The organism is Flavobacterium glycogeni (assembly GCF_048286775.1).
Taxonomy (GTDB): domain Bacteria; phylum Bacteroidota; class Bacteroidia; order Flavobacteriales; family Flavobacteriaceae; genus Flavobacterium.
The window spans coordinates 44391-59064 of sequence record NZ_JBLVPV010000005.1 but is presented as its reverse complement, the minus strand read 5'-3'; the positions used below and the strand labels follow the sequence as shown (position 1 = coordinate 59064).

At 34.7% G+C, this 14674-nt stretch carries 15 protein-coding genes; 2 read left to right on the top strand and 13 right to left on the bottom strand.

The window, feature by feature from the left end; all coding sequences use genetic code 11:
- Positions 1-290 precede the first annotated feature (290 nt).
- Together ACNQGX_RS05530 and ACNQGX_RS05525 are read left to right on the top strand one after the other, a co-directional pair.
- The gene (locus ACNQGX_RS05530) at positions 291-1316 is read left to right on the top strand and encodes a hypothetical protein (RefSeq protein ID WP_417974783.1); all 1026 of its coding nucleotides are present in this window, start codon (positions 291-293) and stop codon (positions 1314-1316) included.
- Between the two features lie 14 nt (positions 1317-1330).
- The gene (locus ACNQGX_RS05525) at positions 1331-2179 is read left to right on the top strand and encodes a polysaccharide deacetylase family protein (protein ID WP_417974781.1); all 849 of its coding nucleotides are present in this window, start codon (positions 1331-1333) and stop codon (positions 2177-2179) included.
- A gap of 212 nt (positions 2180-2391) precedes the next feature.
- Here the strand turns inward: ACNQGX_RS05525 and ACNQGX_RS05520 are convergent, their stop codons facing one another.
- From ACNQGX_RS05520 to atpE, 13 genes are all read right to left on the bottom strand, one after another.
- Positions 2392-3609: a murein hydrolase activator EnvC family protein gene (locus tag ACNQGX_RS05520; protein WP_417974779.1), complete on the bottom strand. Its 1218-nt coding sequence runs from the start codon at positions 3607-3609 to the stop codon at positions 2392-2394.
- 59 nt (positions 3610-3668) lie between these two features.
- On the bottom strand, positions 3669-4454 hold the full coding sequence (gene lolB1 / locus ACNQGX_RS05515) for a lipoprotein insertase outer membrane protein LolB1 (protein ID WP_417974777.1): 786 nt from the start codon (positions 4452-4454) through the stop codon (positions 3669-3671).
- Complete coding sequence (locus tag ACNQGX_RS05510; protein ID WP_417974775.1) at positions 4454-5803, bottom strand: tetratricopeptide repeat protein; 1350 nt, start codon at positions 5801-5803, stop codon at positions 4454-4456. Before ACNQGX_RS05510 ends, lolB1 begins: the two co-directional genes overlap by 1 nt.
- Positions 5804-5856: 53 nt before the next feature.
- A complete protein-coding gene (locus tag ACNQGX_RS05505) occupies positions 5857-6867 on the bottom strand; it encodes a sugar phosphate nucleotidyltransferase (RefSeq protein ID WP_417974773.1) in 1011 nt (336 codons plus the stop codon).
- Between the two features lie 517 nt (positions 6868-7384).
- On the bottom strand, positions 7385-7819 hold the full coding sequence (gene dut, locus ACNQGX_RS05500; protein WP_417974771.1) for a dUTP diphosphatase: 435 nt from the start codon (positions 7817-7819) through the stop codon (positions 7385-7387).
- A gap of 268 nt (positions 7820-8087) precedes the next feature.
- Positions 8088-9554, bottom strand: a complete 1467-nt coding sequence (locus ACNQGX_RS05495) for a lipopolysaccharide biosynthesis protein (protein WP_417974769.1) — start codon at positions 9552-9554, stop codon at positions 8088-8090.
- A 123-nt stretch (positions 9555-9677) separates the two neighbouring features.
- Entirely contained in the window at positions 9678-10157 is a 480-nt protein-coding gene (locus ACNQGX_RS05490; protein ID WP_417974768.1) for a hypothetical protein, read from the bottom strand.
- Positions 10158-10168: 11 nt separating this feature from the next.
- On the bottom strand, positions 10169-10612 hold the full coding sequence (locus ACNQGX_RS05485; RefSeq protein WP_417974766.1) for a GNAT family N-acetyltransferase: 444 nt from the start codon (positions 10610-10612) through the stop codon (positions 10169-10171).
- 87 nt (positions 10613-10699) lie between these two features.
- Positions 10700-11560, bottom strand: coding sequence for an ATP synthase F1 subunit gamma (gene atpG / locus ACNQGX_RS05480; RefSeq protein WP_417974764.1), 861 nt, complete (start codon positions 11558-11560; stop codon positions 10700-10702).
- A 73-nt stretch (positions 11561-11633) separates the two neighbouring features.
- Complete coding sequence (atpA, locus tag ACNQGX_RS05475; RefSeq protein WP_073209437.1) at positions 11634-13211, bottom strand: F0F1 ATP synthase subunit alpha; 1578 nt, start codon at positions 13209-13211, stop codon at positions 11634-11636.
- Between the two features lie 38 nt (positions 13212-13249).
- Positions 13250-13783, bottom strand: a complete 534-nt coding sequence (gene atpH, locus ACNQGX_RS05470; RefSeq protein WP_131914635.1) for an ATP synthase F1 subunit delta — start codon at positions 13781-13783, stop codon at positions 13250-13252.
- A 5-nt stretch (positions 13784-13788) separates the two neighbouring features.
- On the bottom strand, positions 13789-14289 hold the full coding sequence (locus ACNQGX_RS05465; RefSeq protein WP_417974761.1) for a F0F1 ATP synthase subunit B: 501 nt from the start codon (positions 14287-14289) through the stop codon (positions 13789-13791).
- A 116-nt stretch (positions 14290-14405) separates the two neighbouring features.
- The gene (atpE, locus tag ACNQGX_RS05460; RefSeq protein WP_165929386.1) at positions 14406-14594 is read right to left on the bottom strand and encodes an ATP synthase F0 subunit C; all 189 of its coding nucleotides are present in this window, start codon (positions 14592-14594) and stop codon (positions 14406-14408) included.
- Positions 14595-14674 lie beyond the last annotated feature (80 nt).

Here is a 14674-nt window from a genome sequence, read left to right as displayed (position 1 = left end):
AGTAAAAACTTTTATAAAGTTAGCCTTTTCTTTTTATTTTCCAAAAACTATTCTCAAATTGTGATAAAAGCAAACTACCTTTTTATTAAAATTGACAGTCGAACAATTAACTGAAGTACATTTCGTTTGAATATTAAACTTGGAAGAAACTTGAAGTTCGAATTCAGGTAGTTTGAAAAACATTAAAATCTGTGAATTATATAAAAAATAGCCGATTGAAACACTGCTATAATTGACATCACACTTCTAAAATACTTTATCTTTACATTGAAATTTAATAAAATTAATTTATGAAAAAATCAGCTATTGCATTTATTACACTTCCATTACTGCTCTTAAATATTTCCTGTGAAAAGGGAAAAGCAGCCGATGCTGTAACCGGTACAGAAAAATCGGATACCGTAAAAACGGATACGACAAAAAAAAAGACAACCCTTACAATTGATACTGTTGACTACAACAAAAGAATGGTGGCATTAAGCAATAATGACACTACCGGCAGATGGCCTGTAAAAGCGCCTTATCCTTTGCCTGGAGCGCTTTTGCCATACAATCGAATTATTGCGTATTACGGAAATTTATATTCTACAAGAATGGGAATATTGGGTGAACTTCCCCGAAAACAAATGTTGGCAAAACTACAAGGCGAAGTAGCCAAATGGCAAGCAGCTGATTCTACTGTTAAAGCAATTCCCGCTTTGCATTACATCGCTGTTACCGCTCAAGGCGCTCCGGGAAAAAATAATATGCACCGCATGCGCATGCCTTTTAAACAAATAGACACTATTATAAGTTGGGCTAAACCAATTAATGCCTTGGTTTTTTTAGACATTCAGGTAGGACACAGCACGGTTAAAGCAGAAGTAGCCGAACTGGAACACTATCTTTCCATGCCTAATGTTCATTTAGGAATTGATCCCGAATTTTCGATGAAAAACGGAGAGCGTCCGGGTTCTAAAATTGGGCATTTTACTGCCGCTGATATTAATGATGCCATTGACATTTTGGCAAACATCGTACGCAAAAATAAGTTGACTCCAAAGGTGCTTGTAATACACCGTTTTACACAAGGAATGGTAAAAAATTACAAAGAAATTAAAAAGGTTCCTGAAGTTCAAATCGTAATGGACATGGATGGTTTTGGAAGTAAGGTACTAAAAAAAGATTCTTATATGAGTTATATTTATAGAGAACCCGTACAGTTTGCCGGTTTTAAATTATTTTATAAAAACGACAATAAAAAGGATTGGAAAATGTACAGCCCGGAAGAGTTGGTAAAATTCACTCCAAAACCAATTTACATTCAGTACCAATAATTACTATTTGATTTATGAAAAATATTCTATGTTTTATTTTTGGTGCATTTTCATTATTGGTCGGATGTCAATCAGAACCTCGTAAAATAATACCTGAAACACCTCTTATTACTGCTCCCGTAAAAATTGTCGCACCCAAAAAAGTAGTGGCGGACGCTGCAACCATTCTCGCAAAAAGAGAAGTACCTATATTATGCTATCACAACATTAAAGACTTTAGCAGCAGTGCGAGCGGAAACATAAAAACGTACACCGTAAAACCTACCGCTTTTGCAGAACAAATGAAAGCCTTAGCCGATGCAGGTTACGAAACTATTTTACCGCAACAATTGTACGACTATTTAGTATACGATGGTCCATTACCCGCTAAACCGATCATGATTACTCTTGATGATACACGCGAAGAGCAATTCAGCATTGGTGCCGCTGAAATGAAAAAATATGGTTTCAAAGGCGTGTTTTTTGTAATGACAGTTTCTATTAACCGTCCTGGATATATGAGTAAAGAGCAAATTAAAAGCTTATCTGACAACGGGCATATTGTAGGCGCACATACTTGGGACCATCATATGGTAACTAAATATGCCGGAGACGACTGGAATACGCAATTGGTAAAACCTAAAGCAAAACTGGAGGATATCATTGGAAAACCGGTAACGGATTTTGCTTATCCGTTTGGTTTATGGAATACGGCGGCAATTCCTGAAATAAAAAAGAGCGATTATAAAATGGCCTATATATTGTCTACCAAAAGAGATCCTGTAAATCCACTTTACACCATCAGACGCATTATAGTTTCCGGAACTTGGACTACTCAAGGAATGATGAAATCTATTAATTCTTCCTTTAATAAAACCGAATAGTTTGTTAAACCGATCCTGTTTTTAAAATCAAATGACATTAGTTTTTCTAAATTAAATCGGTTGTAACGTAGCTGTTGATAAATGGTTCCTAATAAAATCTTTTCTCTATCAGTTCTAAGTCTTTCGGAACTAGAAACCCCTTTCATAAAAAAAGCACTATTGCATTCCTTGGAATATAATAGTGCTTTTGTTTTTATGTGAAATAACCGTTCTTATCTTGGTGACAACCAACCCTCAGGGTTATTGTACGTTGTATTTTGAAGAATTAAAAATTTGATTACCGTTTTTCCAGTCTCACCATTGGTTCTTACTTTTCCAATGCTTTGCTTAATACTCACTTTATCGCCTTTACTAACATTCACAGAACTCAAATTTTGGTACACTGTGAAGAAATCTCCGTGTTGTATCATTACCGCTTTGTTTACAGGTGATAAAACAATAACGCTCGTTACTTCCCCGCCAAAAACGGCTCTGGCACTTGCGCCACGATCTGTGGTAATTTCCACGCCACTATTGTGAACCGTTATGGTATTGAATAATGGATGCGTCTGATTACCATAACCAAGAGATATAAAACCTTTTTCTACAGGATAAGGCAACCTTCCTCTATTGGCTCTAAAATTGTCTGCAATTATCTTAGATTCTGGTGTTAATTCTATTTTTGATGATGAAACCGCGGCTTTTGAAACCGGAGCACTTGGATTAGCTTTTGCTTTTTCTAAGGCCGCTTTTCTATTAGCAGCCGCAATAGCTTCACGTATTAATTTATTGATTTGTCTGTCAATTGTTCTGTATTCCTGTTGTCTTTTCTTAATTTCTTGGGCAATCTTATTTTTATCTTTTTTAATAGAATTGACCAGTTTTTGTTGCTCTTTTTTCTCTTTTTCGAGTGACAATCGCTCTTTTTCGTTCTCAGCGATGAGTTTTTGTTTCGCCTTTTTCTGAACATTTAATTTTTCGTTGTAATCTGTAAGCTGGTTTGATTTTGATTTTATTTCCTCACCCTGCATTTTTCTGAAACCAGTATATTGCTTCATATACTGCGCTCTTTTATACGCTTGTAAAAAATTCTCGGAAGACAATAAGAACATGGCACGGCTTTCTTCGGAACGGCTTTTATATGATTTTACAATCATTTCAGAATAATCATCCTTAAGTACAGCCAATTCCTTTTTTAGCTTATTAATTTGCACTTGATTGATATACATATCATTTCCAAGCAATTTAGTTTGCTTTTCGGTCGTGTTTATTAATTTTTCTTTAAGCTTTATTTTAGTGCTTTGAATCACTACTACATTAACCGCAGATTTTTCTTTTTTCTTTACGGTTTGTAATAACCTTTCATTTTCTCTAATTTCTTTTTGAATTTGAGCTTTACGTTCTTCTAATTTTTCTTGTTGGGATTCCTGACTCCATACTAATGAAGTCATACAGATAAAGATTAGGCTAAGGAGAAATTTTGGCATATTAAAAAAATATTTTTGCTAATTTACTTAATTATAATTCTTTTGTACCCATTTGGAACACTATATGGAAAAGAAAGTTCTTCATTGAAAGTTACCGTGTTGTAATCCAGATTAATTTCGGTATTGCCTTTCTTCTGGAAAGTATTGATCTGAACACTTGTAGGCAAAGTTACCTCCTTGTATACTATATTGTCAGCATAAGCCACTTTTATCATTCGTTCTTCGGCAGTTTGAGTGATTTCTTGTTTTTGAACCAAAAACTTATCAGCATCCAAAAAGAAAGATTTTTTCGTATTTGTATTCGAAGTATCATCCAATCGGTACGTTTGTTCTAATAATGATTCCAGATATTTCCCTTTTGTCAAATCATCTATTGCTTCTCCCAATAACATATTTTGAATTTTACTAAAATCTAAATCAGTTCCCAGCCATTGGCTCAAACTGCTAAAATCGCCTTCAAAATAACTACCGTTTATTTTTTCATAATAGTTAACTGACTTTGGCGTAATCAATGCTTTCGCCATTGTAATTCCAAGGAAACGGATGCTTACCAAAATTTGTTCATCCTTCTTGATCTTAATTTCAGCCGTAACATTTTGGGTTTGTTTGTTGTCAGCATAACGGGCGTTTGACTTTATATATAATGTAGAAAATTGATTTTTATTGTTGTAATGATTTTCTATGATTTTTTGGGACGTCATATAGCCCGCCTCCGTTGTTGGCGCATTACTGGCCGCAACGACAATGGCTTTCGATTTACAGGAAACCATAAAAAGAGTTAATACTACTACTATTGCTATTTTTTTCATTATTTTTTTTCTTTTAATAATTGATTGGCTTTGGAAAAATACACTTCTTTTTTCTTGAAATCCCCTAACCCGTTGTATGCTTCTCCCAACTGTATGTTGAAATTTATTTCTAATGCTCTGTCTTCCACTAAATAATCCAAGCCCATTTCCAGCATGTCCTTGGCTTTTTTAAATTGTTGCAATTGATTATTCGCCATCCCTGAATAATAATAAAACTGGGGCTGTGTTGGAAAAGTCTCCATCATTACCGACGCTTTTTTGGCTACTAATTCAAATTGCTTTGTCTCTGTATACGTTTGAAGCAAAAGCAAATTGGTTTCGATATCATCTCCTGAACCATTTTTTAATGCTTGTTCATAATACTTAATCGCTTTTACCCATTGCTTTTTCGCATGATAAAACTTCCCTATTTCTTTAGCTACATTAACTTCTTTGTCATTATCGAAATACGAAATCGCTTTTTCTAAATCAGTTGTGTATTGAGGATTTTTATCTGCAAAAATCAAAAACTCATTCAGTATTCTGTGCTTTATTTTAGCATCTATTTTGGCACTGGCCAAAACCACATTCATGGCGTTTATTGCTTTTGGTCCGTCATTAGTATCCAAATAATTTTTGAACAGCGTTACTTGGGCCCATTCGGAATTTGGCAAGGCTTTTTCCAGCTTTTTGACAATTTCAAAAGCTTTTGCTTCTTCATTATTTTTAGAATACAAAAAAATCAAACTGATATAATTAGACTCTTCTTTTGGGTTCTTTTCAATTTGCTCTAACAAATTTGAAGCTTCCATATTCTGAAATTTCCCTTCCGATAAAATCTGGTTTTTGTATAAATCCCGTCTGTCAGTTTTTCCAAATGTTTCGTTTAACTCGTTAATTAAGTCCAATGCTTTGTCAAACTGTTTGGTACCCATATAAAGCGATGTCAAATCTTCTTTATACTTCTCGTCAAATTCTATCAGTTTATTGATCACCACTATTGCCTGGTTATAGTTGCTAGTTTCATAACTCACATCATACATTCCCACCCAGAACCATTTGTTTTTCGGGTCAATTTGTGTGGCTTTTTCAAATGAAGAATAGGCGTTTTTATATTCTTTTAATGCTAAATAATTTTTACCTAATTCATAATACACAGCTGCATCATTCGGTTTAATCTTGATGCATTTATCCAAAGCCACTACCGCTTTATCATAATTTTCGATTCCTTTTTGAAGCAATGATTCATAAAAAAATTCCTGAAACTGATCAGTATCGAGCTTAATTTCTTCAGGTTCCGTTTGTGCCAATAGCAAAGCTGAATTGCATTGCAAAACCAGAAATAAAAGTATTAAAGCGCTTTTTTTCATTCTGTTGTTTTAATCCTGAATTGTTTTAAATCACACAAGAATTGAACCATTTTTTATTCTAAAACCGAATAATCACCAATACTGACACTTGTAAAAGTACCGTCAAAACTGGCATGATTACCAATCATTGCATTATCTAAATTCGCATTTTTTATATGAGAGTGCGTTTGTACCAAACTATTTTTAATACTGCTGTTTACTACATGACATCCTTTTCCTAAAGAAACATTAGGACCAACTGTTGCGTTTATCAACACCACATCTTCCCCAATATAACATGGCGGAATAATTGTGGCGTTTTCTAACTTGACATCAAAATCTACCAAATGTGTTCCGTCATTGTGCAAGAAACCTAGCATTCTGGAATTTGTTTCTACCGTAACGTCTTTGTTTCCACAATCCATCCACTCATCAACCGTACCCGGTACAAATTTCATGCCTTTTGCCATCATTTGCTTAATTCCATCGTTAATTTGATATTCTCCACCGTGAATAATATTATTATCTAATACTAATTGAAGTTCGTTTTTTAAAACGGCAACATCTTTAAAATAGTAAATTCCAATAACGGCAAGGTCCGAAATAAATTCTTTTGGTTTCTCCACCAGTTCGACTATTTCATTCGCTTCGTTTACGTTGATTACACCAAAAGCTTCTGGATGATCTACTTGTTTTACCCAAATAACACTATCGGCATTTTGATCTAAATCGAAATCGGCACGAATTAAAGTATCTGCATAAGCAATAACAGCTGGTCCGCTCAAAGAATCTTTGGCACACATAATAGCGTGACCGGTTCCTAAAGCTTCATTTTGATAATAAATAGTTCCTTTGGCACCTAATTTTTGTGCAATAGCAATTAACTCCTCTTCTACTTTTTTACCAAAACTTTCGTGAATGATAAAGGCGACTTCTTCAATATCTTGATTCAATACGCCAGCAATATCTTCCACCAGACGGTGAACGATTGGTTTTCCAGCGATAGGAATTAACGGTTTAGGAATAGTTAATGTATGTGGGCGAAGACGTGAACCACGACCGGCCATTGGGACAATTATTTTCATTTTTTATTTTATTAACCACAAAGTTCACAATTCCGAATCGTCGGGATTCGCAAAGTTCACTAAGTCTATTATTTAATAGTAATTATATTTTAAAAACACCTCGACTGTGCTCAGTGTCTATGTCATTAAGTTAAGAGATTTTGCACGTCACTTCGAGGCATAATTTTTATTCTAAAAAAAGCAATATAAAATGACATTCATTGTGTCACCCTGAGCGCAGTCGAAGGGCTACGTAATAAAAAACGTCAATGGTAGGCTTAATTTTTTTACAAAAAAAGCAATATAAAATGACATTCATTGTGTCACCCTGAGCGCAGTCGAAGGGCTACGTAATAAAAAACGTCAATGGTAGTGATTTTGAATTGTAATGCGATAGCTTTACTATTCAAAATAGTATCGAGAAGTCTTTAATATCAAAAGGTTCTCGATACTTCGTAAAAATTTTCTATCGCAAATTTTCACTCAACTCGAACTGACGAATCCTGTAAACTGAATACTATAAACTGAACACTGCTAACTATTTTACTCCAGTGCTTCCAAAGCCACCTTCGCCTCTGGAAGTTTCTGTTAGTTCCTGTACTTCGATCCACTCTGCACGTTCGTGTTTTGCTATGATAAGTTGTGCGATGCGCTCACCGTTTTCAATAACGAAATCTTCATTGGATAAATTTACTAAAATCACACCAATTTCGCCACGATAATCTGCATCTACTGTTCCAGGAGAATTCAGGACTGTAATTCCTTTTTTGGCAGCCAGGCCACTTCTTGGACGTACTTGTGCTTCGTAACCAATAGGTAGTTCTATGAAAAGACCTGTTTTTACAATAGTTCTTTCCAGTGGTTTAAGATTTATCGATGCTGTTAAGTTGGCTCTTAAGTCCATTCCTGCTGAAGCTATGGTTTCATAGTTTGGCAAGGCGTGTTGTGATTTGTTGATTATGTTTATTGTCATATTTGTTTGTTTTGAAGGGATCGGAGGGACAAGTCGCGACTTGTCCGTACCTATTGTTTTAGATTGTTTTGAGTTATAGCCCTGATTACATCACTTGATTTCTATTTTTCAGCGGAGTTCTGTGAACTTCGTTTGCAGTGAAAATCCTTTTTCTTTTTTCTTTAAAAAGGAAAAGATTACTTCACTATACTTTTATTTTCATTTGAGTTCAGTGAATTTCATTTGCAACGAATAGCAGGAAATAGCTCCTAAAAATTTAAATTAAATTCTAATTCTTTTTTCGGCTTAAAATTTTAGTTAATAATTCTTTTTCATTGTGGTATATAAAATACATAAATGCAAGCAGTAATGTGATTCCGACATAATAATTTTCTCTAAAGCCATAAAATGAAACTGCCGAAAATCCTATTGAAATCAACAGATACATTGCGATTTTGTTGGTGTCATACGGAATGGGGTAATATTTATTTCCAAAATAGTAGGAGATAAACATCATGCTTCCATAAGCCGCAATCGTGGCAATTGCAGAGCCGTAATAGCTCATTGTTGGGATTAGCAGGTAATTCAGTCCGAGTGTAATTATGGCGCCAATAATGGAAATATAAGCCCCAATATGGGTTTTGTCTATCAGTTTGTACCAAACGGAAAGATTCGTGTAAATTCCAAGGAAAAAGTTAGCCAAAATGATTAACGGGACCACTTTCATGGCTTCCCAATACGACTCATCCTGAATCATGATGTATTTTAAAACATCGACAAAAACGATTACGGACAGTAAAATAAAAGAGCCAAAAATGACAAAATACTTGGTAATCGTGGCGTAGGTTTGAGGCGCATCCTGATTATCAGCGTGGCTAAAAAAGAAAGGCTCAATTCCTAAAGTGTATGCCGTACGGTACAAAACCATGAACAAACCGAGTTTATAACACGCCGAATACACACCTACTTCGGCATCTGCAATATTGGCAGGCAGTAATTTCCATAACAAAATTTTGTCAAATTGCTCGTTGATGGCAAATGCGATTCCGGCAACCATAATAGGCAAACCATACTGCATCATTCGTTTCCAAAGCTTGTAATCAAACTGCCATTTCAGCAAAAGGTAATTAGGGGAAAGTATCAGGAATGTAACTAAGCTCGCAACGATATTAGACGCAAAAATATAGCCTATTTGAAAATCTTCTACGTAAAAAGAACTTAAAAAACTGTCCGGATTTGATTGTGCAATTACCGGTAAATAGCTCAAAAAGAAAAGGTTTAGAACCAGATTGATTGCAACATTTCCAATTTTGATTATAGCATATTTTATGGGTTGCTGATTGACTCTTACTTTAGAAAACGGAACAATCACCAAGGCGTCAAGGACTAAAATCCAGATGGTGTACGTGATATATTGAGTATCAATTCCAGACCAAACAGCTAATTTATTTCGGAATAATAAGGCTATGAATAAAAACGAAATAGATGTCCAAAAAAGCGAAACGGATGTTGTTTCCACAACTGAATTCTTGTCTGTTTCCTTATTGTAAAACCTAAAGAAAGCTGTTTCCATCCCGTATGCAAGAATAACATTGAAGAAAATCATGCAGGCAAAAATGACAGAAACCTTACCATATTCGGCTTTAGGAAGCAGATCTGTATACAATGGAACCAGCATAAAACTGAACATTCTTGGTATGACCGTAGCCAATCCATAAATGGCAGTCTGTTTAAAAAGATTTTTATATAATCCCAAAATGATGTGTCTATTACTATTTATAAAAACAAAAATAACGAATTCTTTGGTTTAATCATCTGAAGTGAATATTTGTTTTGGAACAGAAATCCCAGCGACAGAAACAAACTCATTCCACCTTTGCTATTTGATTGGCGGATAAGTACCCATAGGTTTTTCTCTGGGATTTATTATTTTGAAAAAATAGGTTTTATCGTCTTTCTTGTATTCTAATACAGCTTCGTTAGGTTTCAAATCAAATTTAGTTTTTTGAATAACCGGTGCTTTGTTGCCATATTCTTTGGCAGGATCTCTGTGCAGAATCAAATCTTCCTTTTTATTTTCTCTGTAAAAATGGGCTACAAAAGTATTTTTGGCAGTTCCTTTTATAGCGGACTCCTGATTCTGAAAATAGATTTTCTCCAGTTTGATGTTTGCCGCAAGTGGTTTTTTGAATTCAATATAAAAATGAGTTCCGCTGCTTTCCTTACCGTCTTCCCATTTCTGATAAAAGACTGATTTTATTTCTTGAGGAAATTCCGTTTGAAGTTCTGGTTTCATGGCACAAAATGTCAGGCTAATTGCAATTATAAATAAGAAAACAACTGTTTTATATCCTTTCATACTTTTATTATTTAGCTTAATCCTTCTTCGTTTAAAATTTTAAGAAAATGAAATCCTTTTGGGACATATCCTTGGTTGTAATAAAAACGATGTGCGGTGAAATTTCCGGTAAAAGCATCCAAAACAATCATTGTACAACCGGTTTCTTTGGCCTTAACATCAATATAATCTGTCATCATTTTGCCCAAACCTTTGGAACGGTGATCCGGATGAACAATAAAATTATCAATCTCTATGTATTTTCCAGACCAAAGTTTTGTTCCAGACCAAAATCCAGTAACAGCGACACAAACTTCATTTTCAAAAACGGCTACTTGCTTGTAATTATGCGGAATCATTTCAACCAGATACGATTCGTATTTTTCTACCGTAAATGTGGGATATAAAAACCGCATTACTTCAATGTTGCCAAGCATTTCCTCTAATGTGGTCAGTTCTCTAATTTCTAATTTCATTCTTCCTAGTATTGTTTTAAACTATAAAATTAAGCAAAAAAAGAGCCACGCAATGCGTGGCTCTTTATATATTTGAATAAATTTTTATTATCCATTCAATGCTTCCGCTCCACCAACAATCTCTAAGATCTCATTAGTAATAGAAGCCTGACGTGCTTTGTTGTACGTTAATTTCAATTGATTTCTCAATTCCGTTGCATTATCAGTTGCTTTGTGCATCGCTGTCATACGCGCTCCGTGCTCGGAAGCAAATGAATCACGAATTCCTTTGTACAATTGTGTTTTTAATGATTTTGGAATCAAAGTCAACACGATTTCTTCTTTTGAAGGCTCAAAAATATAATCTCCTGTTGAAACTGGAACATCCGATTTTATTGGCGCTAATGGCAAAAATTGTTCGGTTTGAACGATTTGTGTCGCAGCATTTTTAAATTGGTTGTAAATCAACTCAATTTTGTCATATTCACCAGAAACGAATTTCTCAGTCAACATATCTGAAATCTTAGCTACATTATCAAAAGTCAAAGCATCAAAAATAGCGCTTTGATTGTCAACCACTGAAAGTGTTTTACTCAAAACATCGTTTCCTTTTTTACCGATGGCAAAAACATCCACTTGCTTGCCTGCGTAAAATTCAGCACGGTTTTTAGCTTCTTTAATTGCATTGGTATTAAAGGCACCTGCCAAACCTCTATTTGAAGTTACTACAACTAGTAATACTTTCTTGATATCACGTTGTGTTGTAAATTCTCCACCGGCATCACCTTCAAGTGTAGCAGAAAGATTTTGCAATAATTCCGTTAATTTTTCGGCATAAGGGCGCATTGCTGTGATTGCATCTTGTGCTTTCTTTAGCTTTGCTGCAGAAACCATTTTCATTGCCGATGTAATTTGCATCGTAGATGAAACGGAAGTAATTCTATTACGGATTTCCTTTAAATTTGCCATTCTTTATGTAAAAGTTATAAGTTAGGAGTTATGAGTTAGAAGATTTCCTAACTCATAACTTTTAACTCCTAATTTAGTTATATTTTGCTGATAATTCTTTTGCTACAGTTTCGATTACATCTGTAATTTCGTCTGTTAATTTTCCTGCTTTCAACGCATCAAGAGTAGCTCTGTGTTTGTTGTTCAAGAACTCCAAGAAATCTTTCTCAAATTCTCTTACTTTGTTCACAGGAACATTTCTCAATAAGTTTTTAGAACCAGCATAGATAATCGCAACTTGGTCTTCAACAGTATAAGGATCGTTCAAACCTTGTTTCAAGATTTCAACGTTTCTTTTTCCTTTTTCAATTACGTTTAAAGTAACGGCATCTAGATCAGAACCAAATTTAGCAAACGCTTCCAATTCACGGAATTGTGCTTGATCCAGTTTTAAAGTACCTGCTACTTTTTTCATTGATTTAATTTGCGCATTTCCTCCAACACGAGATACCGAAATACCTACGTTAATTGCCGGACGAACCCCAGAGTTAAACAAATCTCCATCCAAGAAAATTTGACCATCTGTAATCGAAATTACGTTTGTTGGGATATAAGCAGAAACGTCACCAGCTTGAGTTTCAATAATTGGTAAAGCAGTCAATGAACCACCACCTTTTACAATTGATTTCAATGAATCTGGTAAATCGTTCATGTTTTTAGCAATTCCATCATCTGCAATTACTTTACAAGCACGTTCTAATAATCTACTGTGAAGGTAGAAAACGTCTCCAGGATATGCCTCACGTCCCGGTGGTCTTCTTAATAAAAGAGAAACCTCACGGTATGCAACAGCTTGTTTAGATAAATCATCATAAACAATTAAAGCCGGACGACCTGAATCTCTAAAATATTCTCCAATTGCAGCACCTGCGAAAGGAGCATACACTTGCATCGGAGCTGGATCAGAAGCATTAGCAGCAACAATAATGGTATACGCCATTGCTCCTTTTTCTTCTAACATTTTAGCAATTCCTGCTACAGTTGACGCTTTTTGTCCAATTGCAACATATATACAGAATACTGGTTTCCCAGCATCGTAAAATTCTTTTTGATTTAAGATGGTATCGATACAAACAGTTGATTTACCTGTTTGACGGTCACCAATAACTAGCTCACGTTGTCCACGACCAACTGGAATCATAGCATCTACTGCTTTAATACCTGTTTGTAATGGCTCAGTAACTGGTTGACGGAAGATAACTCCAGGAGCTTTTCTTTCCAAAGGCATCTCGTATAAATCTCCACCGATTGGTCCTTTTCCATCAATTGGAAAACCAAGCGTGTTTACTACACGACCTACCATTTGTTCTCCTACTTTAAGAGAAGCAATACGTTGTGTTCTTTTTGCAGTTGAACCTTCTTTGATTCCTGTTGATGGTCCTAAAAGCACCACACCAACATTGTCTTCTTCAAGATTCAAAACAATCGCTTCTAAGCCATTGTCAAATTCTACTAATTCCCCGTATTGAACATTCGAAAGCCCGTAAACACGAGCAATACCATCTCCAACTTGAAGTACCGTTCCTACTTCTTCTAGTGTAGCACCAGATTCAAAACCTTCTACTTGCTTTCTTAATATTGCTGAAATTTCAGCAGGTTTGATTTCCGCCATCTTAATTTATAATTTAGACACTTAAATGTGCAATAAAACTAATTACTTAACTCTCTTTTTAATACTTGTAATCTGTTGGCTACTGAAGCATTGTATTGCTTGTCGCCTATTCTTAAGATAAATCCTCCAATAATTGAAGCATCTACTATATTTTCGATTGTGATTTTTTTATCCGAAAGGGTTGCAATTTTAGCCAAAACTTGTGCTTCTAATGCTACATCCATAGGAATAGCTGTAGTAACCTGAGCTACTTCAACACCATTCATAATATCAGATAATTTACTGTATTCTATTGCAATTGCTTCTAGAATTTCGAATCTTTTGTTTTCAAATAACAAATGAAACAACCCTTGAGTTACGCCATTGATACCTGCAAAAACTTCTAACAGTGCTTTTTCTTTCACTTCCACTTTCATGGTAGGATTTTGAATAAAAGTACTCAATTCCAAATTACCATTAATTGTCGAAGCAATAGATTTCATGTCGTTATTTACAACTTCGGCAACACCTTTTGAGTTTGCTAAGTCTAGAATTGCTTTTGCATAACGAATTGCTGCTCTTGTACTTGCCATAATTGTTAGTTTAACTTTACGTCACCTAACATTTTCTCAACTAATTTAGTTTGAGCTTCTTTGTTAGATAATTCGTCTTTCAATATTTTTTCTGCGATACTCAATGATAAAGTTGAAACCTGTAATTTCAATTCTGCCATTGCTGCATTTTTTTCACTTTCAATTGCTGCTTTCGCTTGTTCGATCATTTTCAGACCTTGAACTTGCGCTTCGTTTTTAGCATCAGCAACCATTTTTTCTTTCATTTCACGAGCATCTTTAAGCATATTGTCACGCTCTAATCTTGCTTCTTGTAAAATACGTTGGTTATCAGCTTGAAGATTTTGCATTTCTTTTCTAGCATTTTCAGCAGAAAGTAATGCATTTTTAATTCCTTCTTCTCTATCATTAACTGCATCAAGAATTGGTTTCCAAGCGAATTTTTTCAATAAAAAAATCAACCCAACAAATATTGCTATCTGCCAAATCAACAAACCAAACGAAAAATCATTTATTAACTTATCCATTATATCTAATTATAAATTTTAAAGTATGAATTGCTTTTAATCGCAATTTGTAATGTTTTAATTTTAAAAACAATAGTCACAACCAACCGTTGCAACTATTGCTTTTTTAGTTTTAATTAAGCGAATAAAGCCGCGAAACCAATACCTTCAATAAGTGCAGCTGCAATAAGCATAGCTGTTTGGATTTTTCCTGAAGCTTCTGGTTGACGAGCAATAGCGTCCATTGCTGAACCACCAATTCTACCAATACCTAAACCTGCTCCGATTACAATTAATCCTGCTCCTACAATTTCTGGAATTTGCATAATATATATATTAAAAATTAAACATTCTTATTAATAGTCTAAAGTTGTAAAGTCTAATGTCATAAAGTCAAGCTGACTTT

Excerpts from the sequence above, each read along its gene's own strand:
- ACNQGX_RS05525 (WP_417974781.1), top strand. The coding sequence starts at position 1,331 with ATGAAAAATATTCTATGTTTTATTTTTGGTGCATTTTCATTATTGGTC.
- dut (WP_417974771.1), bottom strand. The coding sequence starts at position 7,819 with ATGACAATAAACATAATCAACAAATCACAACACGCCTTGCCAAACTAT.
- ACNQGX_RS05465 (WP_417974761.1), bottom strand. The coding sequence starts at position 14,289 with ATGGATAAGTTAATAAATGATTTTTCGTTTGGTTTGTTGATTTGGCAG.
- atpH (WP_131914635.1), bottom strand. The coding sequence starts at position 13,783 with ATGGCAAGTACAAGAGCAGCAATTCGTTATGCAAAAGCAATTCTAGAC.
- ACNQGX_RS05520 (WP_417974779.1), bottom strand. The coding sequence starts at position 3,609 with ATGACTTCATTAGTATGGAGTCAGGAATCCCAACAAGAAAAATTAGAA.
- atpE (WP_165929386.1), bottom strand. The coding sequence starts at position 14,594 with ATGCAAATTCCAGAAATTGTAGGAGCAGGATTAATTGTAATCGGAGCA.
- atpA (WP_073209437.1), bottom strand. The coding sequence starts at position 13,211 with ATGGCGGAAATCAAACCTGCTGAAATTTCAGCAATATTAAGAAAGCAA.
- lolB1 (WP_417974777.1), bottom strand. The coding sequence starts at position 4,454 with ATGAAAAAAATAGCAATAGTAGTAGTATTAACTCTTTTTATGGTTTCC.
- ACNQGX_RS05485 (WP_417974766.1), bottom strand. The coding sequence starts at position 10,612 with ATGAAATTAGAAATTAGAGAACTGACCACATTAGAGGAAATGCTTGGC.
- ACNQGX_RS05530 (WP_417974783.1), top strand. The coding sequence starts at position 291 with ATGAAAAAATCAGCTATTGCATTTATTACACTTCCATTACTGCTCTTA.
- ACNQGX_RS05510 (WP_417974775.1), bottom strand. The coding sequence starts at position 5,803 with ATGAAAAAAAGCGCTTTAATACTTTTATTTCTGGTTTTGCAATGCAAT.
- ACNQGX_RS05505 (WP_417974773.1), bottom strand. The coding sequence starts at position 6,867 with ATGAAAATAATTGTCCCAATGGCCGGTCGTGGTTCACGTCTTCGCCCA.
- ACNQGX_RS05490 (WP_417974768.1), bottom strand. The coding sequence starts at position 10,157 with ATGAAAGGATATAAAACAGTTGTTTTCTTATTTATAATTGCAATTAGC.
- atpG (WP_417974764.1), bottom strand. The coding sequence starts at position 11,560 with ATGGCAAATTTAAAGGAAATCCGTAATAGAATTACTTCCGTTTCATCT.